We start from the raw sequence: 25,573 nt of genomic DNA, 5'->3' as shown, positions 1-25,573 counted from the left end.
CCCCACAGCCGCCCGCCCCGCGGACCCGCGCAGCTAGGCTCGAACGGTGACCGCGCACCAGACACTCAATCGGGAGATAGTGCGCCTCGCCGTCCCCGCGCTCGGGGCGCTGGTCGCCGAGCCGGCGTTCCTCATGGTGGATGCCGCACTCGTCGGCCACCTCGGCGTCACACCGCTTGCCGGCCTCGGCATCGCCAGTGCCGTGCTGCAGACCATCGTCGGCCTGATGGTCTTCCTCGCCTATTCGACGACGCCGGCGGTCGCGAGGCGCTTCGGTGCAGGCGACAAGAAGGATGCTGTGAGCGTGGGCATCGACGGAATGTGGCTGGCGCTCGGCCTCGGCGCGGTACTCGCCGTCGCGGGCGCCCTCTCGTCGCCGTGGCTCGTGTCGCTGTTCGGCGCATCGGCCGAGGTCGCCGCGCAGGCCGACATCTACCTGTCCATCTCGATGTGGGGCCTGCCCGCGATGCTCATCGTGTTCGCGGCCACCGGCCTGCTGCGCGGCATGCAGGACACCATGACCCCGTTGTGGATCGCCGGCGCAGGATTCGGTGCGAACGCGCTACTGAACTGGCTGTTCATCTACGGCTTCGGCTGGGGCATCGCCGGCTCGGCCGCCGGCACGATCGTCGCGCAATGGGGCATGGTCGCCGCCTATGTACTCATCATCGGCCGCCTCGCGCGCCGGCACTCGGCCTCCGTCCGCCCTCAGCACGACGGCGTCCGCGGTTCGGCGCGCTCGGGCGGATGGCTGTTCCTGCGCACGGTGAGCCTGCGAGTCGCCCTGCTCGTCACGGTCGGCATCGCCACGGGCATCGGCACCACGGAGCTCGCCGGCTGGCAGGTGGTCTTCACGATCTTCTCGGCGGCGGCGTTCGCACTCGACGCGCTCGCGATCGCCGCGCAGGCGTTGATCGGCAAGGGCCTCGGCGCGGGCGACATCCCCGGCGTGCGGCACGTGCTCGCCCGCACCGTCGCGTGGGGCGCCTGGTTCGGCGTCATCGTCGGCGGTCTGATCGCCGCACTGTCGGGCGTGATCGGGCTCGCCTTCACGGGCGACGCCGCGGTCGCGGCGCTCATCCAGCCGGCCCTCATCGTGTTGGCCGTGGCGCAGCCGATCGCAGGAATCGTGTTCGTGCTCGACGGTGTGCTGATGGGGTCCGGCGACGTGCGCTACCTCGCGATCGCCGGCGGTCTCAACCTCGTGCCGTTCCTTCCCGTGCTGTGGATCATCACCCTCGTCGGAGTCGACGGCACCGCCGGAGTGACCTGGTTGGCGGTCGCATTCTTCGGCGTGTACATGCTCGCCCGCTTCGCGACGCTCGGCTGGCGCGTGAAGACCGGCGGCTGGCTGCGCGCCTCGGTGTAGGCGACTCGCTCTGCGCCTTGGATGCGTCAGGATGGTCACATGACCACAGCCTGGCCCGGCGACAGCGCCACCGTCGTGCGCTGGGTGCGATCGACTCTGCTTCGCACCGCGCAGGACGCGGGTGAAGTCGCTCTGAAGGGGCTCGAAGACGTCGAGGTCGCCGCCTCCCTCACCGGGAACGATCTCGATCACCTCACGCTGGATGCCACCGGCACGACGCTGACGCTCGGCTGGACCGCGCCGCCGATGCCCGTCGACCCCGTCACGAACTCCCCCGTCACGAACACCCCCGCGACCGAAGACATCCCAGCGCCGGAGATCATCTCCCGCGAACCGGGCATCGTGCGCAGCTTCCGCTTCTCAGCCCGACCGATGCGGATCGAGCGCAGCCCGCTCACGATCAACGTGCAGGCGTTCGACATGCCGATCGTGTGGCTCACCGCCGCCGAGCCCGCAGAACCGGGTGTTCCCGAGAGCGCCCATTCGATCGTGCCGAACGAGGACCTCGGCGATCTGCGCGGCACCTTCCACGCCTCCATCGCCACGAAGGATCTCGTGCCGCTGATCAGATCCGTCGCGGCGCCCATGCTCCGCGAGGGCGGCATCCGTCTCGGCCGGTTGCGCATCGAGATCGTGCAGGACGGCGCAGACGGCATCCGCGTCACCGCATACGCCGGCGTGCGCTGGAAACTGCTCATGGCGTCGGCCCGGGCCGAGGCGCGGATCGAGGTGACGAGGGATGCCGTCATCACGATCCGCGACCTGACGCTCGGCAGCCGCAACCTGCTGGTGAAGGCCGCTCTGCTGTTCGCCCGAAAGCATGTGCGCGCACTCATCGGCCGACGGATCGACCTCAACGAGTCGCTCACCGCCGACGGCACGAACCTTCGTCTGCACGACGTGCGCGTCGGCACCGGCGAGCAGCTCAGCGTCGAGGGTCGGTTCGGCTGAAGGTCCGATCCGAGGGATGCACGGGTAGCGGCGCCCCGGAATGACGAGCCATCGCGTAGCCCCAGGTCGCCAGCGCCAGCAGCGGACCCCACAGCCAGAACGGGAACACCAGCACGAGTTCGATGATCTGCGCGATGCTGCCGTCACCGATCGCGCCGTCCTGCGCCGACAGCACCATGTCGATGCCGCCGGCGGTGAACAGCGCCGAGACGACCGAGGCCGGCACCACGGCGAGTGCGATCGGCACGGGGCGACCACCGACGCCGGCCATCCATCGCGGGAAGCGGCGGCCCCACGGCAGGATGAGCCCGAGCGTCAGCACTCCGCCGGCCAGCATCGCCGCCCCCAGGCTGAGTCCGGTCAGCAGCACCATCGGCATGGCGGCGGGGTCGAGCGCGTCCGGTGCCAGCAACGGCCACGGCGTGAGCCAGGTCAGGCGGGCGAACGTGTACGGCACGGCGCAGCACGCCGCCACGATCGTGATCGCTCTGCGGTGCCTCAGCACCCACCGCGAGAATGCGCCCCGATGCCCGCGCCCGCGTGACTCGGTCTGCGCGAGGAGCGCGACCGCGGCCAGCAGATGGACCGCGGCGAGAAGCGCTCCGGGAAACACGTCCAGCAGCGAGGCACCGAGGCTGCTCGCCAGTTCCGCGCCGCGCATCCGCACGACGGCCCACGTGACGAGGCCGGCGAGCACCGCGATCAGCGCCAGACCCCACCACGGATGCCGTCGCACGAGCAGCACGGCGAGCGTGCAGACACCGATGATGACGATCATGGCGAACGTGTAACCGGCGACGGGGATCAACCCGCCCGGGGTCAGGAAGATCATGACGCCTGCCACGACAACGGCCGCCGCGCGCAGTGCTCGTGACGGCGGCGCACCCGACGTGGCGCGGCTCTCCGCCTGCCCCAGCAACCCGACGGCGGTGCCGGCGAGACCCGCCGCGACACCGATGGCCGCGCAGACCGTTCCCGGCAGCATCCGGTCGGCGATCCCCGGCCCCAGCGCGGCGATCCAGTCCACCGACGCCGGTGCGAGCAGCCGGAGCCCGTTCAGGACGGCGAGCGCAACCGAGCCCAGGACGACGACGAGAGTCAGGAAGAAGTGGTTTCGCGTGTTCATGTCTTCACGCTATGAACCAGGCGGCACCCGCAGCATCGCCCGAGGAGGCGGGACGACTCGCCCGTGCGGGTGATTCTGCGCAGCGATACGGGTCAGTCGGCCGGGCGCAGCACGCCGTGCTCGTACGCCCAGATGACCACGTGGATGCGGTCGGGAACCGCGAGCTTGGCGAGCACCGCCTTCACATGCGTCTTCACCGTGTTCTCGGAGAGGAACAGCGCACGGGCGATCTCGTCGTTCGATGTGCCGGTGGCGAGCAGCCGCGCGACGTCCTGCTCGCGCGGGCTCAGCACGGCCAGCGCCTCGCGGGCGTCCCGCTGCGGCGCTCCCTCCCGTACGAATCCCAGCAGCGCCTCAGTGGCGCGCGGCGACATCACCGGGCGCCCATCCGCGACTGCGACGACAGCATCGGCGAGCGCCTCGGGCGTCGCATCCTTCGTGAGGAATCCGCTGGCGCCCTCGCGCACCGCTGCGTAGACGTACTCGTCGAGGTCGAACGTCGTCAGCACCAGGACCCGGACTCCGGGGCGCAGCCGCAGCACCTCCCTGGTCGCGGCGATGCCGTCGGTTCCCGGCATCCGGATGTCCATCAGCACGACATCGACGGCGTGCGCGCGGATGAACTCGATCGCCGCGTCGCCGGACTCGACGGATGCCGTGATCTCCAGTCGCGGATCGCGTGCGAGCAGCGCGGCGATGGCTTCGCGGAACAGCGCCTGATCATCGGCGATCAGCACTCGGATGCTCATTCGACTCCTCCATCCGCGCGTGCGGCCTCGTGCGCCGCCACGGGCAGTTCGATGCGCACCTGCCACCCGGCGGGCTGCCGCGGTCCCGCGCGCAGGGTGCCCCGTGCGAGGCGGACGCGCTCGGCCATGCCGATGAGCCCGAGGCCGCTCCCCGGACTCGCCGGGCCCTGACCGCTCCCCGCGTCGTCGTCGATGGTCGCGGCGACGTGATCCGGCGTCCACTGCAGCCGGACGACGATCCGCCGCGGGGCCGCCGTGTGCCTGACCGCATTGGTGAGCGCTTCGCGCACGGCATGATGCAGCGCCATCAGCGCATCCGGTTCGAGGCGTCGTCGCGTGCCCGTCTCGTCGAACCGCACGTCGGTCTCCGCGCTGCGCACGGACTCGACGAGGCCCGTGATCGCGTCGATGTCGGGGACGGGCGTCCGCGGCGCATCGCCGTCGACGGCGATCACTCCGCGCATCCCGCGCAGGGCGTCTCTTCCGGTGTCGGCGACGATGTGCAGCGCGCGCGTGCTGGCGTCCGGATCGTCCCGCACCAGAGCGCGCGCCACATCCGCCTGGGCGATCATGACGGTCATGGAGTGCGCGACGACGTCGTGCAGATCGCGGTTGATCCGCATCCGCTCGGCCGTGATCGCCTCTCGTACCCGGGTGCGCTCCCGCTCCTCGGAGTGCTGTCGTCGCTGCCGCTGGAGCAGACCGATCGCCCAGGCGGCGGCGATCATCGCGGCGAGCCCCCCGAAGAGCCCGACTCTGATGCTGCCGGGCATGGTCGACATCGGCGTCCATGCGATCACAGCCGCGCCGAGCACCCCGACGCCGAGCGAGGCGAGTCCGAGACGGGGCGCACGCAGTGTCGCGACCTCGCCTACGCAGAGCAGGTAGGCGAAGGACGAGGGGAACAGTGCGGCCGGTGCGCCCGCGACCCCTTCGCCTCCCGGCAGCAGCGCGAGGGCGAGCATCGCGAGACTGGCGGCGGCGAACGCGATGACGGGGAAGCGCACCGAGACGAGGGTCGCCGCGTGCACCGATGCGAACAGTGCGGTGATCACGGCGGCGGCTGCCGGATCGGGCACGGCCTGCGCCTGGACGACCGCGATCAGGCTGGCCGGGAGCAGCAGCACGGTCATGGCGATCGCGAGGATCACGTCAGGACGGTTGAGGACGCGCCAGCCGTCAGAATCGGAGTCGTTCTTCACTGCGCTCGACACGGCCCCATGCTCTCACGGGCGTGTTCGGTGCCGGATCACCCGCACGGGTGAGCTTCAGCTCGTGCATCGGCGGCGGGCTACGCCCACCGGCGGCACCATTCGTACATGATCACCGCGCCGGCAGCGCTCGCGTTGATCGAGCGCGTCGAACCGTACTGGGTGATCTCGATATGACCGGATGCCGCGGCGATCGCCTCCTCGGTGAGGCCAGGACCCTCCTGCCCGAAAAGCAGCACGCAGCGCTCCGGCAGCTCGGCCTTGTCGACCGGGACGGCGCCTTCGACGTTGTCGACCGCGATGATCGGGATGCCTTCAGAGGCGGCCCAGACGGCGAACGAGGCGACGTCGTCGTGATGCACGACATGCTGATAGCGATCCGTGACCATCGCCCCGCGCTTGTTCCACCGACGCCGTCCGATGATGTGCACGGTGTCGGCGAGGAACGCATTGGCGCTGCGCACGATCGAGCCGATGTTCATGTCGTGCTGCCAGTTCTCGATCGCGACGTGGAACGGATGGCGGTGCGTGTCGAGGTCGGCGACGATCGCCTCCATGCGCCAGTAGCGGTAGCGATCGATGACGTTGCGGGTGTCGCCGTGCTCGAGCAGTTCGGGGTCGTACTGCTCCCCCACCGGCCACTCGCCCTCCCACGGTCCGAGTCCATGGGTGGTGCGCTCAGGGGTGTCGGTCACTCAGCCAGCGTAGTCGGGGCGGCGTAGGCTGGGCTCGTGGCATCCCCAGCGGCAGACGACTATCTGAAGACCGTCTATGCGCACACCGAATGGCAGGATGCGCCGATCACTCCTTCGCAGCTCGCGGCGAAGCTGGGCATCGCCCCCTCGTCTGTGACGGAGATGGTGAAGAAGCTCGCCGCTTCCGGCCTCGTCTCGCACGTGCCGTACGGCGCGGTGCGTCTGACGGATGCCGGTGAACGTCGCGCCCTGTCGATGGTGCGCCGCCACCGCCTCGTCGAGACCTGGCTGGTGAGCGAGTTCGGTTACGGCTGGCACGAGGTGCATGACGAGGCCGAGGTCCTCGAGCACACGATCAGCGATCGTCTGCTGGAGGGGATCGACGAACGGCTGGGCCGGCCCCGCTTCGACCCGCACGGCGATGCGATCCCGGATGCCGCGGGCCATGTCGCGCGCGAACCGTTCGTGCTGCTCGCCCAGGCCCCGCTCGGCCACGAGGGCCGCGTGCTGCGCGTCTCCGACACCGACCCCGACCTGCTGTGCGCCCTGGAAGAGCTCGGGCTCTCGGTGTCGTCCGTCGTCCGTGTCACCGACGGCGGCGTCGAGATCGACGGAGCGGTCGCCGAGCTGCCGGACGGCGCCGTCGACGTCGTCTGGCTCAGCGCGTAGCATCCGTCCAGGTGACGCATGCGCGTTCAGCGCAGCGCGTGTGCGATCTGCTCGGCCGTCCGGCGGAGCAGCGGAACGTGCCCTTCCAGATGTGAGAGGTCGTGGACCATCCGCAGCGCGGTGATCGAAACGGCTCCGACGACACCCACCGAGGTCGTTATGGGGACGGCGACGCAGTTCACGATCTCCTCGAACTCGCCCTGATCGACGGCCCAGCCGCGTTCGGCCGTCACCTCGAGCTCCGCGTCGAGCGCGGCCCTTGTCGTCAGCGTCTGCGCGGTGTGGCGCGTCCAGTCAGCGCCGGCGAGCACGTCGTCGCGGCGTTTCTGCGTCAGCCCGGCGAGGATCGCCTTCCCCACCGCGCTGCGATTCGGATGCACTGGCGACCCGACCCGCGAGTACAGCCGCACCCGACGCGGGTCCTCGACCTTGTCGACGTAGAAGATCTCATCGCCCACGAGCCCTGCGACGTGCACGGTGTTTCCGACCACGCGGTGCAGCTGCCGCACGGGGGTGTGCGCGGCATCCTTCAGGGCGACGTCCTCCAACGCGGCCGCACCGAGCATCGCCAGGCGAAACGCGACCGCATAGGTACCGTCCTCACGTCGCCGCACGAAGCCGACCTTCTGCAGCGTCTGCAGCTCTCGGAACATCGTCGAGCGGTGGATGCCGAACTCCACCGCGAGCGGCGAGACCGCTTTGGGCTCGCCGGCGAGAGAGTCGAGGATCGCGGCTGCACGCTCGACGCTCTGCGACACCTAGACCACACCCTCTCCGCGCGGCGCGTGCCCGACCTCCGCCATCAGAAGAAGGTGTGGATCAGGTCCAGGACGACGTCGGAGTCGACCGACTCGACGACGGGCAGCACGGTCCACTTGTCGAACGCGGTGCACGGGTGCGAAAGCCCCAGCCGGACGAGGCCTCCGATCTCGAGTTCGCCGCCGTCCTCGAGCCGGACGAAACTGTGCTGGTCGTTCATCGCCGAGACGGATGCTCCGGGCAGGGGCTGCCAGGGTGCGCCGAGCGCCGCGCTCTTCGCACGGGGGATCGGCAGTCCCTCATCGAACGGGAAGTCGCGCTTGCCGCCGTCGATCAGCGCGAGACCGGGCTCTGGGTGCGAGACGACCCGGCCGACGCCGAACATGCCGGGGATGAAGCGGGGCTCTTCGTCGCTCGTCCGCGCCTCGTCGAACGGTGAGATGCCGCGGTAGAAGCCGTCGTCGTGGACGATGTAGGCGCCGGAGCGCAGAGTGAACAGGGTGCGGCCTCCGCCGGGGCGCTCTTCGGCGTCTGCTGCGGCGCCGGCCTCGGCGAACACCTGCGCGACGAGATCGAAGTACGCGCTGCCGCCCGCCGTCACGTAGACGTCGCCGTCGTCGTAGAGGTGCCCGATGCGCTCGTGCAGCTCGACCTGGCGACGCAGGTACGTCTCGACCGCGTCGATGGCGCGGACGCTGCGATCGTGCGCAAGGCTTCCCTCGTAGCCGGCGACGCCGGCGAGGCGCAGCACATCGGATGCCGCGATGCGCTCGGCGATCGCGATCGCCTCGTCGAGCGTGCGGGCACCCGTGCGCCCGCCGTCGCCACCGAGTTCGACCAGCACGTCGACCGGGCGAGGAGCGTCCGCGTCGCGCAGCGGAGTCTCCATCGACTCCACCGTGGCGATGGAGTCGGCCCAGCAGACGAAGCGGAAGTCGGGGTCGGCGAGCTCGCCCGCGAGGTAGCGCAGCGCGTGCGCGTCGACAGCGGCATTGGCGAGCATGATCGAGGAGACGCCGAACGTGCGCGCCGTGCGCACCTGGCCCATCGTGGCGAGCGTGATGCCGAGCGATCCCGCATCCAGCTGCCGCTGCCAGAGCGAGGGTGCCATCGTGGTCTTGCCGTGGGGCATGAGCTCGAGGCCGCGCTCAGCGCACCACGTCGCCATCACGTCGGTGTTGTGGCGCATCGCCGCGTCGTCGAGAACGACGAGCGGGGTCCAGAACTCCGAAAGTCGTGGCCGGGAGGCCAGGAACTCCGCCGTCGTCATCCCGACGGCCCGTTCCGGCAGCCCCTTGTGCCGCGCTGTCAGCCTGATCTCCGCGAGCTCGTGCATCTGTCGTCCTTCCGTCTCGTCAAAGTGTGCATATGTTGCAACGTGAATTGCAGTTGACGCTCACTCTGGTCACACTCGAAGTGTAGTCGCGCTCGTGTCGCGACTCGTCCGTGCTCTCCAAGGCAGCACTCCCCGAAAGGCGGCACCTCGTGCTCGACAACTCCTCCCTCGCCGCTCTCTTCGGCGATGTCCCCCTGATGGCGATCCTGCGCGGCATGGGTGCGGAGCGCACGCTCGCCGTCGCCACCGCCGCCTGGGATATCGGCGTCACGAGCGTGGAAGTGCCAGTGCAGACGCCTGCCGATGTCGAGGCGCTGCGCGTGCTGGCCGATGCCGCGAAGGACCGCGGGCTGACGGTCGGCGCCGGCACCGTCGTCTCGCTCGAGCATGTGCGCCAGGCCGCGGATGCGGGCGCCTCGTTCACGGTCAGCCCCGGTTTCGATGCCGAGGTCGTTCGCGCGTCGCACGATGCCGGGATGCCGGCGCTGCCTGGCGTGGCCACCGCCACCGACGTGCAGCTCGCGATGAAGTCCGGGCTCACGTGGCTCAAGGCGTTCCCCGCGTCTCTGTTGGGACCGGCCTGGTTCACGGCCATGTCCGGACCGTTCCCGCAGGCGAACTTCGTCGCGACCGGCGGCATGGACTCGTCCAATGCGGCGCGGTTCCTCGACGCGGGCGTACGCGTGGTCGCGGTCGGCTCCGCGCTCGAGGACCCCGCGCAGCTTCCGGCGCTTGCGAGCCTGCTCCGCGGGTAGCACCCGCGACCAATAGGCTGAGCACATGGCTGAACGCTCCGAGATCGAATGCTGGCTCACCGACATGGACGGCGTGCTCGTCCATGAGAACGACGCCATCCCCGGTGCATCCGAGCTGCTGGCCGGCTGGGAGGCCGAAGGCATCCCGTACCTGGTGCTGACGAACAACTCGATCTTCACCGCGCGCGACCTCTCGGCGCGTCTGCGCTCCAGCGGTCTGAATGTGCCGGAGGACCGGATCTGGACGTCGGCCCTGGCCACCGCGGCCTTCCTGCAGCAGCAGGTTCCCGGCGGTTCGGCGTTCGTCATCGGCGAGGCAGGCATCCTCACCGCCCTGCATGACGCCGGGTTTGTCATGACCGAGACCAACCCCGACTTCGTCGTCGTGGGCGAGACCCGCACCTACTCGTTCGAGGCGATCACGAAGGCCATCCGCCTGATCAACAGGGGCGCGCGCTTCATCATCACCAACCCGGACGCCACCGGCCCGAGCGTCGAGGGCCCGCTGCCGGCGACCGGGGCGGTCGCCGCACTCATCACCAAGGCCACCGGACGCGAGCCGTACGTCGTCGGCAAGCCGAACCCGATGATGTTCCGCTCGGCGTTGAACAAGATCGGCGCGCACTCCAAGCGCACCGGCATGATCGGTGACCGGATGGACACCGATGTGGTCGCCGGCATCGAGGCGGGGCTGCACACCGTGCTCGTGCTCACCGGCATCAGCGACCAGGTCGAGATCGAGAAGTACCCGTTCCGCCCCGACGAGATCGTGAACTCGGTCGCCGATCTGCTGCCGTCGGGCTCTTCAGAAGGCTGACGCCATGGACCAGAGGGACCTGCTCTTCCTCGTGATGCTCCTCATCGGGCTCACCACGCTGACGGTCATCATCGTGCAGTTCGTCCGCTCCCGTCGCCGGGGTCGGGGCGACGACGACGGCCGCTCCGGCAACTGGTGGGAAGGCCCCTGGGACGACGACCGCAAGCGCTGACGAGCGCGCGCGTCAGCTCAGGGTCAGACTGCGCACGGACGCCACCGGCTCCGGCATCCGCAGGGGACCCGCACCCGGCGTGATCGTGCCGAGGATGCGCGGCTCGCGCGCACCTGTGCCGCCGGGGACGATGGCGGGGACGCCGTGCATGGTGCACCACCCGATCAGGGCGAACAGGATCGCCTCCTTGTTGTCCGCTGACGCGCCCAGCTCATCCGCGAGTACGACCTCGGTGTCCGGCAGTGCGGCGCGGAGACCCTGCATGATCAGCGGGTTGTGGCATCCCCCGCCCGACACGGCGAGGAAGCCGATTCCTGCCGCGCGCACGTCGTTCGCCACGGTCTGCACCGTCAGTTCGGTGAGCGTGCGCACGAGGTCGGTCACGCGCACGTCGCGGCCCAGCCCTGTCGCGTGCGCACGCACGTAGTCGAGGTGGAAGTGCTCCTTGCCCGTGCTCTTGGGAGCCGGCAGGGCGTAGTACGGGTCGGCGAGCAGCGAGGCGAGCAGGGCATCGTCGACGTCGCCGGACAGGGCGATGCGAGCGTCCTCGTCGTAGCCGAGCGGGTTCAGGCCGTACTTCGCGATCACGGCATCGACGAGCGCGTTCGCCGGTCCGATGTCATAGGCCGAGATCGCGCCCTCTCGGACGATGGTCATGTTCGCGATGCCGCCCAGATTCAGCGCGGCCGACGTGCCTGCACGCCCTCGCAGCAGCAGTTCGTCGAGGAACGACACGAGCGGTGCGCCGTGCCCGCCGGCGGTGATGTCGCGGATGCGCACGTCGGACACCACAGGGGCGCCGACCGCTTCGGCGATCCACGCCGGCTGGCCGATCTGCAAGGTGCCGCGGGCATGTCCGTCGTCGACCCAGTGGTAGACGGTCTGCCCGTGGGTGCACACCGCATCGACGCCGCCGACGGATGCCGCAGCATCCGCCGCCACGTCGGCGAACGCCTGACCGATCAGGGTGTCGAGCTCGCAGACCTCGGCCAGCGTCGTCTTCGCGGGCGGCAGCGCGGCCACGAGTCGAGCGCGAAGCGCAGGGTCGTACGGGACACTGGCCTCGTGCAGCACGGTGCCGCGCACGGCGCCATCCGCCTCGCTGAAGTCGACGACCGTCACATCGATCCCGTCGTGTGAGGTGCCCGAGAGCAGTCCGAGTACGCGCATCCGTTGTCCTTCCGTCGTCCTTCGAGGGTACGTCGGATTTGTTAGGGGTGCGTGCGTATCGGCGCCCCGTGCACAGCTTCGGATCGCTGGCCCGACACGCCGTCCCCCGGCGAGATGCGGCGGCGTGTCGTCCGAGTCATCCGAACTCGTGCCCTAGAACCGGGCGACACCCGAGCGATCGATGAACGTTCCCGTCGGCCCCTGCCCGCCGCGGGTGGCGAGCTCGACGATCGCGTCCGTTCCCTCCGTCACCGTCTGCGTGCCCTGATTGCCGTTGAAGTCCGTCTTCGTGTACCCCGGGTCGGCGGCGTTGATGCGCATCTCGGGGAACGCCTTGGCGTACTGCACCGTGAGCATCGTGACGGCCGACTTCGACGAGGTGTACAGCGGTGCGACGAGCGTGGACTCGATGCGCTCCGGGTCGTGCACCGCGGCGAACGACCCGAGACCGCTCGTCACGTTGACGATGGTCGGCGCGCTGGATTCACGCAGGAGCGGGAGGAACGCGGATGTCGTGCGCACGATGCTCACGACGTTCGTGGCGTACACGGCGGTGGCATCTGCCGCCGTCAGTTCCTCGGCCGGCTTCATCGGACCCGAGACGCCGGCGTTGTTGATCAGCACGTCGATGCCACCGGCATCCGCGACCGTGCGCGCCGCGTCTGTGACGGAGGCGTCGTCGGTGACGTCGAGGTGGATGAAGCGTCCGCCGAGTTCGTCGGCGGCCCGAAGTCCTCGCGCCTCGTCGCGGGCGGCCATCCACACGGTGTGTCCGGCTTCGATGAGTCGGCGGGCGGTCTCGTATCCGAGGCCCTTGTTCGCTCCGGTGATCAGTGTCGTTGTCATGTCTCGAGTCTGAGGACGGCGCGCGACGCTGTCGTGGCCCGGCCGAGCAGGGGGATCAGCAGTACCACCTTGGCCGGGCTGGAGGCTGTCAGACTGAATGGATGCAGCAGAAGCAGGCCTCGGACCTCGGCGGGATGCTGCGCGCCTGGCGCGATCGGCTCTCACCGCTCGATGTCGGCCTGTATGCAGACGGCGGCCGCCGCGCGGCCGGGCTGCGGCGTGAAGAACTCGCCGCCCTCGCGGGGCTGAGCGTCGACTACGTCGTGCGCCTCGAGCAGGGCCGCGCACGCAATCCATCGGCGCAGGTCGCCGCCGCGCTCTCCCGCGCACTGCAGCTGAACGACGCAGAACGCGATCATCTCTTCGTCGTCGCCGGGCTGCTTCCCCCTTCTCCGCAGCAGGTGCCGATGCACATCCCGCCCGGCGTGCAGCGGCTGCTCGCCCGCCTCGGCGAGACACCGCTCGCCGTGTTCAGCGCGTCGTGGGATCTCATCTCCGAGAGTCCGCTGTGGACCGTGCTGCTGGGCCATCCTTTCTGGAGCGGCCCAGGACGACCGAACCTTCTGAGACAGCATTTCTCGGGCACGTCCCAGTGCGACGACAGGAAGCGGGTCGTCAGCCAGTCCGGCAACCCGGAGGTCTTCGAGGCATCGCTGGTGGCCGATCTGCGTCGCGTCAGCGGTCGCTACCCTGACGATCGAGGAGTCAGGGACCTGGTCGACGAGCTTCTCGAATCGAGTGAGCGCTTCCGCACGCTGTGGCACAGCGGCGCGGTGGGCGAGCATCAGTCGGAGCGCAAGGTCATCCGCCACGAAGCCGTGGGCGACATCGAACTCGACTGCGATGTGTTCAGCGTCGCAGGGTCCGATCTGCGCATCGTCGCCTACACCGCGGCAACCGGGTCCGAGGCGGCGGAGAAGCTCGACTTCCTGAGGGTCTCCGCTGTGGCTGCGCCGCGCACTTCGGCGCGGGCTACCTGAGCACGAGCGCGGCCGCGCCGATCAGCGGGCCTTCGTCTCCCAGCCCTGAGCGCACCACGCGCGCGCGCCGGGAGTAGTCGTGTGCGGCACTCGCGGTGAGCGCCTGCTGCACGAGATCGATGTAGTCGTCGGACACACGGGAGAACCCGCCGCCGATCGCGATCATGTCGAGGTCGACGAGTGTCGCGGCATCCGCCAGCGCCTCGCCCACCGCGCGAGCGGACCGTTCGATCGCCGCACGCGCGATCGGGTCGCCGGATGCCGCGTCGCGAGCGAGATCCTCGCCGGTGGCACCCGTCCATCCCTGTGTCTGCGCCCACGCGGCACTGGCGGGCCCCGAGGCGATCTCCTCGAGCGTCAGCCCGCCTTCACGGCGCACCTGCCCGAGGTGCCCGGCGTTGCCGGAGGCTCCACGGATGTACTGCCCGCCCACGACGAACCCGCCGCCGACCCCCGTCGACACGACGATCGACAACGACGAGCGCGCCTCGCGGGTCGCTCCGAGCCACGCCTCGGCGAGCGCGAGTGCACCACCGTCGTGCCCGAACACGGTGCGCACGTCACGACCGAGAACAGCGGATGCCGCGTCACGCACCGCTCCGGCCAGGCCGTAGCCGCGCGCCTGGGGCATGTTGACCGGCACGATCGAACCCGTCGGGAGGTCGATCGGGCCCGCGCTGCCGACACCGGCACCCACGAGCTCGGCGCCTTCCGGCAGCAGGGCGAGCGCATGCACGATGACGGCCCCGACTGCAGCATCCATCGATGTCGGTGTCGCGGTGCGGCCGGTGGCCTGCCTGCTGCGGCTGCCTGCGACCAGCATGCCGTCGTCGCCGACGAGCGCGGCTTCCAGCTTGGTGCCGCCCACATCCACGGCCAGTGCGTAACGAGTCATGTGCCGAGAATCACTGCGGGTCGAGGCCGAGGTCGTCGAGGTCGAAGGCGGCCAGCCATTGCAGGCCCTCGGCCTCGATCGCGGCCTGCGCGCCGGTCTTGCGGTCGACGATCACGGCGACGGCGACGACCTCTGCGCCTTCGCGGCGCAGAACCTCGACGGCTTTGAGCGCGGACTGGCCGGTGGTGGAGGTGTCCTCGAGCACGACGACGCGCTTGCCCGCGACGTCGGCGCCTTCGATCTGACGGCCGCGGCCGTGGTCCTTGGGCTCCTTGCGCACGACGAACGCGTCCAGCGGGCGGTCGGTGCCGACCGAGGCGTGCAGCACGGAGTTGGCGATCGGATCGGCACCGAGCGTCAGACCGCCGACGGCCGCGGCGTCGAGATCGCCGATCAGATCGAGCATGATGCGGCCGATCGCCGGAGCAGCCCTGTGGTCGAGCGTGAGACGGCGCATGTCGACGTAGTACGTCGCCTGCTTTCCGCTGGAAAGGGTGAAGTCGCCGTGGAACACCGCCTCATCCTTGATGAGGGCGAGGAGGGACTGTCGGTCTGCGTCGAGTGCGGTCACGGCATCCAGCTTAGAGCCGGTGGTGCGACCTGCGTGGTGCGCCTATCGTGGGCCGTGACGTCATCATCCCCTCAGCGAAGGAGGCCCCATGCTCTCGTACGATCCTTACGCCGAGCTCGCCACGCTGCGTGATTTCGCGCCGCTCGAGTTGAGCAGTTCCGATTTCGAACCGGGCGGTCCGCTGCCGCTGTTCGCCTGGTCGTCCGGTCGGGGTGGTGAGGACCGCTCGCCCGCTCTGGAGTGGTCGACGCCGCCCGCCGGCACACGCAGCTTCGCGATCTCGTGCTTCGACCCGGACGCGCCGACCGGATCGGGGTTCTGGCATTGGGCCGCGTACGACCTTCCCGCCTCGGCCACCTCGCTCGCCAGCGGCCTCGGAGATCTCGCCGCGCTTCCGCACGGAGCGACGGTGCTGCCGAACGAGTCCCGCTCCGAGCGGTTCATCGGCGCGGCCCCGCCGGACGGCACAGGCGTGCATCGGTACTTCTTCGTGGTGGACGCACTGGACGTGGAGACGCTCGACATCCCCGCGGGCTCCACGCCGGCGGTGCTCGGATTCAACCGGCATTTCCACTCGCTCGCCCGTGGCGTGCTGATCGGAACGGCCGATCCTGCGGAGCGCTGAGGTCCGACCCCGCAACTAGGCTGGATGCATGCGCCTGGCCACCTGGAACGTCAACTCCATCCGCACCCGCGTGCGCCGCACGGTCGAGTTCGCGGTGCGCGAAGACATCGACGTGCTCGCGATGCAGGAGATCAAGTGCAAGCCCGAGCAGTTCCCCTATGCGCAGTTCGAAGAGGCCGGCTATCAGGTCGAGGTGCACGGCCTGAACCAGTGGAACGGCGTCGCGATCGCGAGCCGCCTCCCCATGGCGGATGTGTCCACCGCATTCGACGGGATGCCGGGCTTCGCCAAGGGTCATGAGGGACCGGATGCTCCGCTCGAGGCGCGCGCGCTGGGTGTGACCGTCGACGGCGTGCAGATCTGGAGCCTGTACGTGCCGAACGGGCGGGCTCTGGGCGACCCGCACTATGCCTACAAACTGCACTGGCTCGACGAACTGCGCCAGCACGCGGCATCCGCTCTGCAGAAGAACCCCGATCTGCCGCTGGCGCTCGTCGGCGACTTCAACATCATCCCGTTCGACTCCGACAACGGCGATCCCGACATCGTCGAGGGCGTCTCGACCCACGTCTCCCCGCAGGAGCGCGCGGCGTTCTTCGCGTTCCAGGATGCGGGTCTCACCGACGTCGTGCGCCCGATCCTGCCCGAGGGCTACACCTACTGGGACTACCAGCGGCTGAAGTTCCCCCGCAACGAGGGCATCCGCATCGACTTCGTGCTCGGATCGCGCACCTTCGCCGATGCCGTCACCGGCGCATCCATCCACCGCAACGAGCGCAAGGGCGAACAGCCCAGCGATCACGTGCCGGTGGTCGTCGACCTCGACTTCGGTGGTGCTGATGACGACGACGACATGCCGATGATCTTCGCCTGAATCGGTCGTAGGCTGCGCCGCGGCAGGTGAGAATCGCCGGACTCGCGACGCGGCATCGATCTCGTTCCTGCTGGGCGGTCTCGCGGAACGCCGTGAAGCGAAAGCCGCGGGCGACGCCCCTGAGCGTTGATCGGGCGGTCGCCTGCGGTTCGGTGGCGCTCTGACACCGTTTCGCGAGTTGTAGATTCGATCAAGTGAGCGACGAGAACAACCCGGCCGCGCTGGTCGAGCATCAGGAGGAGTGGGCGCAACGTGCGTCGCGTCTACTTTCGGGCGTCCGGGATTCCATCGATGGACTAGACGGCGCAGACGCGGCGACCTTGGATCACATCGGCTCGACATCTGTGGGGGACGATGTACCGCCGGCTCCTCCGAGCCAGGCGCGAAGCACCCCACGACACGGATGAGCCCAGTCACCAGAAACGCGATCCGTTCGAGGAGCAGGACGCGGCGATCCTTCAGGCTGTCATCGATGGGTTGTCGCTTCAGCTCGCGGACATGGATCCTGATGAGGCAGTCGACGTGGGCGCCCAGCTCCTTGATCACTACCTCGCGACGCAGTACACCTAGGAGTCGCTTCGCAATGGCGCTGTCGGGGTGACGGTCGGGATGTGGATGAGGGCGTCGAAGGATTCGCGTAGCGAAGGGAACAGGATGTAGTGGTCACCGTCGGCGGTCGGGTCGTACAGCCCGGAGATGATCCGCGTCGACCACGAAGCAGCTTCGACGAGGTCCGCAGTGCGCAAGACGAGGGCACGGGCGGTGCCGCCTTCATCAAGCAGGGCATCGATGGATCCGGCCTGCGGTGCGGGGATGTCGGCTCTTGCGATCCGGCCCCGCCCGAAGCTGACGTTCACGGCTACGTACTCGCCGCCGAGTGCCGCACGCAGGTGCGTACCCAGCATGGGCCCGAGGGCGTCCGCCGGTTGCGCAGCGATGTGGGCTGTCCCTTCCCACACCACGATTCGCGCCCCCGTGCGCTCGTGATGATTCAGGAGGCGTTCTGCTGCCGCACGTTCACCACGTGCCATGTCGTACCCTCCGACGGGTGACGTCGTTCCTGCCGCGTCGGCTTCGCCGTCAGGCTCGCTCTCGACGGACTGCGGCGAGCCGGGCGCGTGAGCATGGTGTTCGACGATCTCGTCGAGCATCGTCAGCGCCTCATGGCGAGCCGGGCCGACAGGTGCAGTGAGCGCGGCGGCACGGGCGGCACGGGCGTGCTCGACGAAAGGTACGCCCGGGTGCAGTCCACGGGCGCGTTGTACGTGCTCACCGCCGTCGTGGGCGACGCGGATGACGTCGAGATGCTGCTCGACATCGTCGGCGATGTGTCGGTCGACGCCGCGGAGCAGCTCGACCACGGTGTCGTAGTCGGCCACGACGACCGTCGACGCCCCGATGCCGATGAGCCTGACCTGGCGATCCGTCGGTCGGCCCGCATTGAAAGCCCGAAGATGAGTGAGTTCGTCGCGGAACTGCGCATTCCGCCACGGCCCCCATGCCTGATCGAGTGTGTGCTCGAGGTCGACCGTCTGCCCGGTGACGTACCTGTCATAGTCACCGACGACGCGCGGGGAGTCCAGGATCGCGATCGTCGTGAAGCCGTGCTCGACGAGCGACCGGGTGGTCTCGAAAACGCTCGCGAGCACCTCTCGCGCCTCACGAGTGCTCATTCCCATCCCCACGATGGAGGCATGCTGGGCGAGCTCCGCGATCGCGTCAGCAGATGAGGTCAAACCGGTTGCGTCAGGTAGCTGTTCGTTCATGCAGAACACGATGCGGGTTCAACATAGGTTGAAGTCAAGCCCGCTCTGCATATGAGAGTCACTCGGCGATTTCGGCACCGATCTCACAGAGGGTCGTGTCAGATCCCAGGCTGGCGAGCTGCGACCTGAGGCGGATGACGCGCTCCTCGGCCTCGTTGATCAGCTGGGCGCCGATCCGGTCCCAGTCGAGCGCGTCGGGATGACGGTCGCTGGGCAGTTGCTCGAAGAGCTCGGCGATCTCCCGGACCGTGAGCCCGACACGCTGCGCGAGCTTGGCGACCAGGATGCGGCAGGCCGCAGAATCATCGAACCGGCGCTGGTTGCCCGCCGTACGCACCGCATGGACGACGCCGTGCTTCTCGTAGAAACGGACAGCAGAGGACGCCACGCCGCTTTCGATGGCGACCTCCTGCACGGTGAGATGGGTGTCTGTTCCGGCATCGTCGAGCAGCGCGTGTGAGGTCATCGCCTCACGATAGACGCATCACGATTTGACTTCAACATATGTTCAAGCCTCAGCGTGGCCGCATGAGATCCACTTCTATCGCCTCCGACTTCGCCGTTTCGACCGCCTCACCATCGCAGCCGGCCACACCGCAGCGGATCGCGGTGGTGTCCGCAAGCGTGCGCGCCCACGGGATCAGCCCCGCCATCGCAGAATGGGTCACCGCGCACCTCTCCGGTGCAGAGGCGATGACGATCGATCCGATCGATCTCGCCACCACCTCACTTCCCGCCGACGAGCATCTTCTTCCCGGGGGCGGTCCGAGGAGCGAGGTGGCCGATCGAATCGAGGCTGCCGACGCGTTCGTGTTCGTGACCCCGGAATACAACCACTCCTACCCGGCATCGCTGAAAAGGCTGATCGACTGGCATTATCACGAGTGGATGTTCAAGCCGGCCACCATCGTGGCCTACGGGAGTCAGGGCGGCCACGCAGCCGCGGAACACCTGCGCGGAGTCCTCGCCGAGCTGCACGTCGTCACCACACGGCAGACACTGAACCTGCGAAGCCCCTGGACCGCGTTGGATGACGGTGGTCGGTTCGTCCCGGGCGAGAACCTCGCCGCGACACTTTCTGCCGCGCTCGATGAACTTACCTGGTGGGCGGACACACTGACACCGGCGCGCACCACGCGGCCCTTCACCGGCTGACCCGCAGCAAGATCAACCGGTGCGTGGCCGCCAGGGACCTATTCCCCCATAGTGCCGGTGCGCACCGGACCGGGCGCAGGGGCGTAGCGCAGGCTCACCGCGCCATTCGCGCCGGTCTCGACCCCGAGCAGCGTCAGATTCGCGGCAGCCGCCCCGTCGGGGAACACCTTCTTGCCCTGACCGAGCACGACCGGGTACACCCAGAGCTGCAACTCATCGAACAACTGCTCGGTGAGCAGCGTCTGCACGAGGTCGACGCTGCCGATCACGTGCACATCCTCGTGCTGAGCACGCAGCCGCGCGACCTCGGCCTTCAGGTCGTCACCGACGCGCGAGCTCCCCTGCCATGCGAGCTCGATGTCGGCGTCTCGCGAGGCGACGTACTTCGGCACCCGATCGAAGAGCTGCCCGATCGGGCCCTCAGGACCCGTCGTGTGGTGCGGCCAGTATGAGGCGAAGATGTCGTAGGTGCGGCGGCCCAACAACAGCGCGTCGAGCGTCGACATCCCCTCCATGACCCACTTCCCGACGGCGTCGTCCGGCACTCCGGCCTGCCAGCCGCCGAAGGAGAACCCGTCTGAGGGATCCTCCTCCGGTCCGCCTGGCGCCTGGGCGACGCCGTCGAGCGTGGTGAAAAGATCGATGATGATGCGGCCGGTCATGATGCGGCTCCTTGCAGTTCGAATGATGCGATGTGAAACGTGGAGGCGAACGAGTCCAGGAACGACTCGTCTCCTCGGACGACCGCGACGACATCCTGCGCGATCGCCTGGGTCGGCGTGATCTCGCCACCGATGAGGCGGCGGATGCCGGGACCGGCGACGAGGACGGCATCCGGCTCGCCGTCCGGCATCTGCCCGCCGACGGGTGGCGCGGGCGGCGCGATCTGGGCGACCGACAGCATCCCGCCGCGCACCTGCGCGCGCAGCGCGACGTCACCGACGTGCAGTTCGTAGTCGGCATCGGCCGCCGACTCCGGTCGGAACGCCGTCCGCAGCGCCATGGTGAGCGAATCAGGGGTGACGACGTCACCGGGCGAAGGGTCTCCCATGGCCTGGAAGCCCCAGCGTCCGATGGCGAGCATGATCGGCTCGAGCGCGCGACCGTAGGGGGTGAGCTCGTACACGAGCCCGCAGTTCTTCAGCGGCACTCGGCGCACGACTCCACCCTCCTGCAGGTCTTTCAGCCGCGTCGAGAGGATGTTCGTGGGGATGCGCGGAAGGCCCTGCTTGAGGTCGGTGTAGCGCCTGGGCCCCACGAGCAGATCGCGGACGATGAGCATCGCCCACCGTTCACCGATCAGTTCGACGGCCGTGGTGACCCCGCAGTACTGGCCGTAGCTGCGCGCGGCCACGTCAGGACGCGGAACCCTGCTCGGCCATGTACGCCTCAGGGCCCTTCTCGACGGCCTCCTCGCTCATGTAGAGGAAGCCGAGGCTGTTGCCGTCGGGGTCGTCCAAGTCGCGGGAGTACATGAAGCCGTAGTCCTGCGCAGGCTTCGGCTCGGTGCCGCCGGCGGCGAGCCCCTTGGCGACGATCGCGTCGACGGCCTCGCGGGAGTCCTGACTGAACGAGACCGACACCTGCACCGACTCGTTCGGGTCGGCGATCGGCTTGTCGGTGAAGGTGGCGAAGAACTCGCGCTTGAGCACCATGAAATAGATGTCCTCACTCCACACGATGCACGCGGCGTTCTCGTCGGTGAACTCGGGGCTGATGTCGCAGCCGAGACCGGTGTAGAACGCCTTGCTGCGCTCGAGATCGGTGGTGGGGAGGTTGACGAAGACCTTGGTTGACATGCTGACTCCTTTGTCTGATGCTCGATGCCGGCGAGATCGCCGTGCCTGTCGAGAACGATGCTTGCAAAAAACAAGTACGGTGTCAACGGCATCTTTCCCGATCCGTCGCAGGGCGGATGCTGCAGCATCCGCTTGCCCGTACCGTTGAACCATGTCCGCACCATTCCGCGCGCTCACCGCGAGCCAACGCCGGTCCGACGCGCTGCTGGCCACCGTCGTGGTGGTCTCCGGTGTGATCAGCGCCGCGCTCTCCGCGGCGTCGGAGATCTACGGCGACGAGCAGGCGCCGCTGTGGCAGGCGCTCATCTATCTGATGTTCCTGGCAGCGCCACTCGCGTGGCGGCGCGTCTGGCCGGCCCAGGTCGCGGTCATCGTCTCGGTCGCCTACTTCGTCGCCGTGACCCTGCGCATCCCCGAGCTGTACGCCGGCAATGTCGCGATGTTCATCGCGCTGTACACGGTCGGTGCCTGGATGGCGAACCGCCGCGCGGCGATGATCGTGCGAGCCGCGATCATCGCCGGCATGTTCGCGTGGCTGATGGTCACGATGTACCGCGACGCGATCGACACCGCCCGCGAAGAGGACATCATCGCCGGCGCCATGTCGCCGTACCTCGCCTTCATGATGCTGCAGCTGCTGGTGAACGTGCTCTACTTCGCCGGCGCCTACTACTTCGGTGAGCACGCGTGGCGTGCCGCGATGCAGCGCCAGGCACTCGAACAGCGCACGGTCGATCTGGAGCGCGAGCGCGAGGTCACCGCCGCGCAGGCCGTGGCACTCGATCGGGTGCACATCGCCCGCGAGCTGCACGATGTCGTCGCCCACCACGTCTCGGTGATGGGCGTGCAGGCAGGGGCCGCGCGCATGGTGATCGACCAGGATGCCGCAGCGGCGAAGGAGATCCTCTCCGATGTGGAAGGTTCGGCACGCGAGGCGATCAGCGAGCTGCGGCACCTGCTCGAGACGCTTCGCTCCTCGGATGCCGGCGTGGACGACGCCGCGTCGACCGTCACCCTCGACGACATCGCCGATCTGGTGGAGGCGTCCAACTCGGCCGGAGTGCCCACGGAGTTCACCGTGATCGGCACACCGCGACCGGTGCCATCGGTGACGCAGGTGAATCTCTACCGCATCGCACAGGAGTCGCTCACGAACGCCCGCCGCCACGCCGGCGCGGAAGCCATCGCCGACGTGCGCCTGCGCTACCAGGACACCGGCGTCGAGCTCGAGATCGTCAACACAGGCCGGGCCGTGCTCACGCCGCGGTCGGGGATGGGGCAGTTGGGCATGCGCGAACGCGCACTGGCGTCGGGTGGCACGATCGAGTCGGCGCCCCGCGAGCGCGGAGGATGGCGGGTGCGCGTGCACGTTCCCCTGCCCGCGCCCGTCGCACTGGCGGGAGCAAACGCATGACCGGTCCGATCCGTGTACTCCTCGTCGATGACTACCAGGCGCTGCGCGCAGGGTTCCGCACCATCCTCGACATCCAGCCCGACATCACGGTCGTCGGCGAGGCCGCCACCGGCGCAGAGGCCGTCACGGCGGCATCCGATCTCAGACCCGATGTGATCCTGATGGACGTGCAGATGCCCGACATGGACGGCATCGAAGCGACCAGACGCATCGTCGCAGACGACGAGGTGCGCGCGGCGATAGCGATCGTGACGACCTTCGATCGCGACGACTACCTCTTCGCCGCTCTGGATGCCGGTGCGAGCGGCTTCCTGCTCAAGAACGGCACACCGGAGGATCTGGTGACCGCCGTCCGCGTGCTCTCCGCCGGCGACGGCATGCTGGCTCCGGAGGTGACGCGCCGCGTCATGCAGCGGTACGCATCCACCGCACCGGAAGCCGCGGAGACCGCGACGGCGAACGTGCTCGCCGAGCCGCTCACCGAACGGGAGACCGAGGTGCTGGCACTGGTCGCCGAGGCGATGAGCAACGCCGAGATCGCCGCGCGGCTCTTCATCGGCGAGGCGACGGTGAAGACGCACGTCTCGCGCATCCTGCAGAAGCTCGGGGCGCGCGACCGCGTGCAAGCCGTCGTTCTCGCGCACCGCCACGGACTCGCGCGATGACGGCGCTGCTCACGGCATCCGATGTGGGGGTCGTCGTCGACGAACAGGTGCTGCTACCGACCACGACGCTGACGATCGACCAGGGCCAGACCCTGGCGGTGCGCGGAGAGAACGGAGCCGGCAAGACGACACTGCTGCGCGTGCTCGCCGGTCTCATGCCCGCGACATCCGGCGATGTGCTCCTCGAAGGCGAACCGCTGCACATCCGTCGCCGCACCCATCGCGCCGCGATCGCGGCGATGATCGGCGCGCCACCGCTGTCGCGGGATCTCACACTCGCCGAACAGCTGCGCTTCATCCGCGCCACCTGGGGCGACGACGCCGGGACCGGCGAGCGTCAGGCCGTTGCGGTACTGGAAGAACTCGGCATCGCCTCCCTGAAGATGCGGTACCCCTCAGAGCTGTCGTCAGGGCAGCTGCAACTGTTCTGCCTTGCGCTGACCCTGGCCAGGCCGAGCCGGGTGCTGCTGCTGGACGAACCAGAGCAGCGCCTGGACGCGCACCGGCAGGGTCTGGTCGCCGACGCGCTGCGCCGGCGATCGGGGGCCGGATGCGCGATCGTCTTCGCGACGCACAGCACCGCACTCGTGGAGGCGATCGAATCCGACGTGCTGACAGTCGGCGAGAACGAGTGATCGACGGAGACAGCATGCGGGATCGTGCGCGCGTGGCGGCGACGCGTGCCGTGCACCGTGCGCGAGGGTCGCACCGCACACGCGGTGACACCGCCTACCTGGCGTACATCTCCGTGCTCGTCGCCGCGATCGTCGGGGTCCCGATCATCCGCACGATCGTGCTGGCGCTCGCCGCACCCGAAGCCATGGAGGCGCTCGGACACGAGAGCACAGCACGCCTCATCGCCGTCGTCGGCGCCCTGGTCTGGGTGGGGGCGCTGGCACTGGGCCGCGTCCGCGGCCCGATCACGCCGGATCCGTTCGTGGCCGTCGCCCTTGGCCGGTCGGACATCTCTCCCCGCGCAGCATGGTCGCGCGAACTGCTCGGATCCTCCGTCGGCGCATGCCTCGCGCTGACCGCACTCGCGACGTTGACGGTGAGCGGATTCCTCGCCCGCGGCGTCGCGATCGACACGGCCATCGCGTTCATCCTCGGATCGCTCCTGTTCGCCGTGCCGACCGCGGCGATCTGGCTGGCCGGCCAGGTCGTGACCCGGCGCACTGCGGCCGCCTGCGGGGTCGTGCTCGTCGCGCTGCTCGCCGGCGCCGTGTCGCTCCCGCTCGACGCGCTGCTACCGGCCACGGCGCTCGCCGGCCGGTGGCCGGGCGGCATCGGCGCGACGGTCGCGCCGCTGGTGGCGCTCGGTGCCTGCGCGATCATCGCGCTGGTCGCGATCGTCCTTCTCCTCGATCGGATGATGCCGAACAGCGTCGAGGATCATGCGCACCGGTGGGAGGCGATGACGGTTCTGGCCGGCACCGGCGACATCTCGGGCGCCCTGGATCGTACGCGCACGCGACCGGTGACGGGGCGTCGCATGCGCATCGCGTTCGCACGACCTCTTGTCGTCGCTGTGCTTCAGCGCGCGAAGGTCGGCGCCCTGCGTACGCCGCTGCGTGCCGCGGTCGCGCTGGTCGCCCTCGCCGCTGCGGGCGCCGGATGGGCTTGGTTCGCGCAGTTGCAGGAGGGCCCGCGCTGGGTCGCTGCGATCGGAGCCGGGCTGTTGACCTTCGCCGCCCTTGGCCCGTTCATCGACGGGTTCCGTGAGGCGGCAGACACCGCAGGTCGCCCGGCGGTGTACGGCCGTACAGCCGGGTGGCTGCTGGCGCTGCACCTGCCGTTGCCTCTGTTGACGGGCGTTCTCGTTCCGTCGGTCGCCGTGCTTCTCGCGGGATCCGACCTCGGCACAGCCGCCATGGCGGCGACGATCGGAGCGATGCTCGTCGCCGTGCGCGCGTATGACTCGACCAAAGGCCCGATGCCCATCGAACTGATGATGCCCGTTCCGACCCCCGCTGGTGACGCCTCTTCCATCGGCATGTGGGCGTGGCAGGCCGATGCCCTGCTGTGGACGGCCGTGCTGTCGTTCTGGCTCTCGACATCGTCCACGGCCGGCCCGGCGACGCTGCTCTGGGCGCTGCCGGTCGCCGTACTGCTCACGGCGCTCACCGCCGGACGGCTGGGCCGCGCAGCATCCTGATCGGGTGGGCACCGCTGAGCCGTGCGGAACGACGGATGCCCCCCCGCCC

At 69.1% G+C, this 25,573-nt stretch carries 31 protein-coding genes; 15 read left to right on the top strand and 16 right to left on the bottom strand.

Annotation, left to right across the window (positions count from 1 at the left end; all coding sequences use genetic code 11):
* The first annotated feature begins 46 nt into the window (after nucleotides 1-46).
* On the top strand, nucleotides 47-1,369 hold the full coding sequence (locus tag ACNPNP_RS01495) for an MATE family efflux transporter (RefSeq protein WP_448964299.1): 1,323 nt from the start codon (nucleotides 47-49) through the stop codon (nucleotides 1,367-1,369).
* A gap of 39 nt (nucleotides 1,370-1,408) precedes the next feature.
* Nucleotides 1,409-2,320, top strand: a complete 912-nt coding sequence (locus ACNPNP_RS01490) for a hypothetical protein (RefSeq protein WP_448964298.1) — start codon at nucleotides 1,409-1,411, stop codon at nucleotides 2,318-2,320.
* On the opposite strand, the gene ACNPNP_RS01485 is transcribed toward ACNPNP_RS01490, so the two are convergent.
* The 4 genes from ACNPNP_RS01485 to ACNPNP_RS01470 form a co-directional block, all read right to left on the bottom strand.
* The gene (locus ACNPNP_RS01485; protein WP_448964297.1) at nucleotides 2,295-3,446 is read right to left on the bottom strand and encodes a hypothetical protein; all 1,152 of its coding nucleotides are present in this window, start codon (nucleotides 3,444-3,446) and stop codon (nucleotides 2,295-2,297) included. The two genes, ACNPNP_RS01490 and ACNPNP_RS01485, sit on opposite strands and share 26 nt — an antisense overlap.
* A 92-nt stretch (nucleotides 3,447-3,538) precedes the next feature.
* Complete coding sequence (locus ACNPNP_RS01480; RefSeq protein ID WP_448964296.1) at nucleotides 3,539-4,195, bottom strand: response regulator; 657 nt, start codon at nucleotides 4,193-4,195, stop codon at nucleotides 3,539-3,541.
* Nucleotides 4,192-5,409 (bottom strand): sensor histidine kinase, encoded by a 1,218-nt coding sequence (locus ACNPNP_RS01475; RefSeq protein WP_448964295.1) that lies wholly within the window; start codon nucleotides 5,407-5,409, stop codon nucleotides 4,192-4,194. Before ACNPNP_RS01475 ends, ACNPNP_RS01480 begins: the two co-directional genes overlap by 4 nt.
* A gap of 77 nt (nucleotides 5,410-5,486) precedes the next feature.
* The gene (locus ACNPNP_RS01470) at nucleotides 5,487-6,101 is read right to left on the bottom strand and encodes a TrmH family RNA methyltransferase (RefSeq protein WP_448964294.1); all 615 of its coding nucleotides are present in this window, start codon (nucleotides 6,099-6,101) and stop codon (nucleotides 5,487-5,489) included.
* Nucleotides 6,102-6,137: 36 nt separating this feature from the next.
* Between ACNPNP_RS01470 and ACNPNP_RS01465 the strand changes: the two genes are divergently transcribed.
* A complete protein-coding gene (locus ACNPNP_RS01465) occupies nucleotides 6,138-6,770 on the top strand; it encodes a metal-dependent transcriptional regulator (RefSeq protein WP_448964293.1) in 633 nt (210 codons plus the stop codon).
* Between the two features lie 26 nt (nucleotides 6,771-6,796).
* Here the strand turns inward: ACNPNP_RS01465 and ACNPNP_RS01460 are convergent, their stop codons facing one another.
* Both ACNPNP_RS01460 and ACNPNP_RS01455 read right to left on the bottom strand, forming a co-directional pair.
* Nucleotides 6,797-7,528 (bottom strand): IclR family transcriptional regulator, encoded by a 732-nt coding sequence (locus tag ACNPNP_RS01460; RefSeq protein WP_448964292.1) that lies wholly within the window; start codon nucleotides 7,526-7,528, stop codon nucleotides 6,797-6,799.
* A 44-nt stretch (nucleotides 7,529-7,572) separates the two neighbouring features.
* Complete coding sequence (locus ACNPNP_RS01455; protein ID WP_448964291.1) at nucleotides 7,573-8,865, bottom strand: alanine racemase; 1,293 nt, start codon at nucleotides 8,863-8,865, stop codon at nucleotides 7,573-7,575.
* A gap of 149 nt (nucleotides 8,866-9,014) precedes the next feature.
* Here ACNPNP_RS01455 and ACNPNP_RS01450 point away from each other — a divergent pair, with 149 nt between their 5' ends.
* From ACNPNP_RS01450 to ACNPNP_RS01440, 3 genes are read left to right on the top strand one after another with little or no spacing between them, the layout of a single operon-like run.
* Nucleotides 9,015-9,620, top strand: a complete 606-nt coding sequence (locus tag ACNPNP_RS01450; protein ID WP_448964290.1) for a bifunctional 4-hydroxy-2-oxoglutarate aldolase/2-dehydro-3-deoxy-phosphogluconate aldolase — start codon at nucleotides 9,015-9,017, stop codon at nucleotides 9,618-9,620.
* Between the two features lie 25 nt (nucleotides 9,621-9,645).
* Nucleotides 9,646-10,437 carry an HAD-IIA family hydrolase gene (locus ACNPNP_RS01445; protein WP_448964289.1) on the top strand — a complete coding sequence of 264 codons (792 nt, stop codon included), beginning with the start codon at nucleotides 9,646-9,648 and terminating at the stop codon, nucleotides 10,435-10,437.
* A gap of 4 nt (nucleotides 10,438-10,441) precedes the next feature.
* On the top strand, nucleotides 10,442-10,609 hold the full coding sequence (locus tag ACNPNP_RS01440) for a hypothetical protein (protein WP_448964288.1): 168 nt from the start codon (nucleotides 10,442-10,444) through the stop codon (nucleotides 10,607-10,609).
* A 12-nt stretch (nucleotides 10,610-10,621) separates the two neighbouring features.
* On the opposite strand, the gene ACNPNP_RS01435 is transcribed toward ACNPNP_RS01440, so the two are convergent.
* On the bottom strand, nucleotides 10,622-11,779 hold the full coding sequence (locus tag ACNPNP_RS01435) for an anhydro-N-acetylmuramic acid kinase (RefSeq protein WP_448964287.1): 1,158 nt from the start codon (nucleotides 11,777-11,779) through the stop codon (nucleotides 10,622-10,624).
* Between the two features lie 153 nt (nucleotides 11,780-11,932).
* Nucleotides 11,933-12,625, bottom strand: coding sequence for an SDR family NAD(P)-dependent oxidoreductase (locus ACNPNP_RS01430; protein WP_448964286.1), 693 nt, complete (start codon nucleotides 12,623-12,625; stop codon nucleotides 11,933-11,935).
* Nucleotides 12,626-12,726: 101 nt separating this feature from the next.
* Here ACNPNP_RS01430 and ACNPNP_RS01425 point away from each other — a divergent pair, with 101 nt between their 5' ends.
* Nucleotides 12,727-13,605 carry a helix-turn-helix transcriptional regulator gene (locus ACNPNP_RS01425; protein WP_448964285.1) on the top strand — a complete coding sequence of 293 codons (879 nt, stop codon included), beginning with the start codon at nucleotides 12,727-12,729 and terminating at the stop codon, nucleotides 13,603-13,605.
* Here the strand turns inward: ACNPNP_RS01425 and ACNPNP_RS01420 are convergent.
* On the bottom strand, nucleotides 13,598-14,500 hold the full coding sequence (locus ACNPNP_RS01420) for an ROK family protein (RefSeq protein ID WP_448964284.1): 903 nt from the start codon (nucleotides 14,498-14,500) through the stop codon (nucleotides 13,598-13,600). The two genes, ACNPNP_RS01425 and ACNPNP_RS01420, sit on opposite strands and share 8 nt — an antisense overlap.
* 10 nt (nucleotides 14,501-14,510) lie before the next feature.
* Complete coding sequence (gene pyrE, locus ACNPNP_RS01415) at nucleotides 14,511-15,071, bottom strand: orotate phosphoribosyltransferase (protein ID WP_448964283.1); 561 nt, start codon at nucleotides 15,069-15,071, stop codon at nucleotides 14,511-14,513.
* An 88-nt stretch (nucleotides 15,072-15,159) separates the two neighbouring features.
* Between pyrE and ACNPNP_RS01410 the strand changes: the two genes are divergently transcribed.
* The 3 genes from ACNPNP_RS01410 (at nucleotide 15,160) to ACNPNP_RS01400 (ending at nucleotide 17,140) form a co-directional block, all read left to right on the top strand.
* Nucleotides 15,160-15,696 carry a YbhB/YbcL family Raf kinase inhibitor-like protein gene (locus ACNPNP_RS01410; protein WP_448964282.1) on the top strand — a complete coding sequence of 179 codons (537 nt, stop codon included), beginning with the start codon at nucleotides 15,160-15,162 and terminating at the stop codon, nucleotides 15,694-15,696.
* 28 nt (nucleotides 15,697-15,724) lie between these two features.
* Nucleotides 15,725-16,570, top strand: a complete 846-nt coding sequence (locus ACNPNP_RS01405) for an exodeoxyribonuclease III (RefSeq protein ID WP_448964281.1) — start codon at nucleotides 15,725-15,727, stop codon at nucleotides 16,568-16,570.
* A gap of 354 nt (nucleotides 16,571-16,924) precedes the next feature.
* Nucleotides 16,925-17,140 (top strand): hypothetical protein, encoded by a 216-nt coding sequence (locus ACNPNP_RS01400; protein ID WP_448964280.1) that lies wholly within the window; start codon nucleotides 16,925-16,927, stop codon nucleotides 17,138-17,140.
* Here the strand turns inward: ACNPNP_RS01400 and ACNPNP_RS01395 are convergent.
* From ACNPNP_RS01395 to ACNPNP_RS01385, 3 genes are all read right to left on the bottom strand, one after another.
* Nucleotides 17,137-18,243, bottom strand: a complete 1,107-nt coding sequence (locus ACNPNP_RS01395; protein WP_448964279.1) for an erythromycin esterase family protein — start codon at nucleotides 18,241-18,243, stop codon at nucleotides 17,137-17,139. The genes ACNPNP_RS01400 and ACNPNP_RS01395 overlap by 4 nt on opposite strands.
* Nucleotides 18,244-18,394: 151 nt before the next feature.
* On the bottom strand, nucleotides 18,395-18,802 hold the full coding sequence (locus ACNPNP_RS01390; protein ID WP_448964278.1) for a MerR family transcriptional regulator: 408 nt from the start codon (nucleotides 18,800-18,802) through the stop codon (nucleotides 18,395-18,397).
* 49 nt (nucleotides 18,803-18,851) lie between these two features.
* The gene (locus ACNPNP_RS01385) at nucleotides 18,852-19,004 is read right to left on the bottom strand and encodes a hypothetical protein (RefSeq protein WP_448964511.1); all 153 of its coding nucleotides are present in this window, start codon (nucleotides 19,002-19,004) and stop codon (nucleotides 18,852-18,854) included.
* On the opposite strand from ACNPNP_RS01385, the gene ACNPNP_RS01380 reads away from it, so the two are divergent.
* Entirely contained in the window at nucleotides 18,946-19,491 is a 546-nt protein-coding gene (locus tag ACNPNP_RS01380) for an NADPH-dependent FMN reductase (RefSeq protein ID WP_448964502.1), read from the top strand. The genes ACNPNP_RS01385 and ACNPNP_RS01380 overlap by 59 nt on opposite strands.
* 38 nt (nucleotides 19,492-19,529) lie before the next feature.
* Here ACNPNP_RS01380 and ACNPNP_RS01375 read toward each other — a convergent pair whose 3' ends face one another.
* From ACNPNP_RS01375 to ACNPNP_RS01365, 3 genes are read right to left on the bottom strand one after another with little or no spacing between them, the layout of a single operon-like run.
* Complete coding sequence (locus ACNPNP_RS01375; RefSeq protein WP_448964277.1) at nucleotides 19,530-20,153, bottom strand: dihydrofolate reductase family protein; 624 nt, start codon at nucleotides 20,151-20,153, stop codon at nucleotides 19,530-19,532.
* Complete coding sequence (locus ACNPNP_RS01370) at nucleotides 20,150-20,845, bottom strand: winged helix-turn-helix transcriptional regulator (protein ID WP_448964276.1); 696 nt, start codon at nucleotides 20,843-20,845, stop codon at nucleotides 20,150-20,152. The genes ACNPNP_RS01375 and ACNPNP_RS01370 overlap by 4 nt, the downstream gene beginning before the upstream one ends.
* Before the next feature lies 1 nt (nucleotide 20,846).
* A complete protein-coding gene (locus ACNPNP_RS01365) occupies nucleotides 20,847-21,290 on the bottom strand; it encodes a VOC family protein (protein WP_448964275.1) in 444 nt (147 codons plus the stop codon).
* Nucleotides 21,291-21,441: 151 nt separating this feature from the next.
* On the opposite strand from ACNPNP_RS01365, the gene ACNPNP_RS01360 reads away from it, so the two are divergent.
* From ACNPNP_RS01360 to ACNPNP_RS01345, 4 genes are read left to right on the top strand one after another with little or no spacing between them, the layout of a single operon-like run.
* Nucleotides 21,442-22,704, top strand: a complete 1,263-nt coding sequence (locus ACNPNP_RS01360; RefSeq protein WP_448964274.1) for a sensor histidine kinase — start codon at nucleotides 21,442-21,444, stop codon at nucleotides 22,702-22,704.
* Complete coding sequence (locus ACNPNP_RS01355) at nucleotides 22,701-23,369, top strand: response regulator (RefSeq protein WP_448964273.1); 669 nt, start codon at nucleotides 22,701-22,703, stop codon at nucleotides 23,367-23,369. The genes ACNPNP_RS01360 and ACNPNP_RS01355 overlap by 4 nt, the downstream gene beginning before the upstream one ends.
* Nucleotides 23,366-24,004: an ABC transporter ATP-binding protein gene (locus ACNPNP_RS01350; RefSeq protein WP_448964272.1), complete on the top strand. Its 639-nt coding sequence runs from the start codon at nucleotides 23,366-23,368 to the stop codon at nucleotides 24,002-24,004. Before ACNPNP_RS01355 ends, ACNPNP_RS01350 begins: the two co-directional genes overlap by 4 nt.
* A 14-nt stretch (nucleotides 24,005-24,018) precedes the next feature.
* Nucleotides 24,019-25,524, top strand: coding sequence for a hypothetical protein (locus tag ACNPNP_RS01345; protein WP_448964271.1), 1,506 nt, complete (start codon nucleotides 24,019-24,021; stop codon nucleotides 25,522-25,524).
* The last annotated feature ends 49 nt before the right edge of the window (nucleotides 25,525-25,573 follow it).

Source organism: Microbacterium xerophyticum, assembly GCF_053543555.1.
This window is presented reverse-complemented; position numbering and strand designations above follow the sequence as displayed.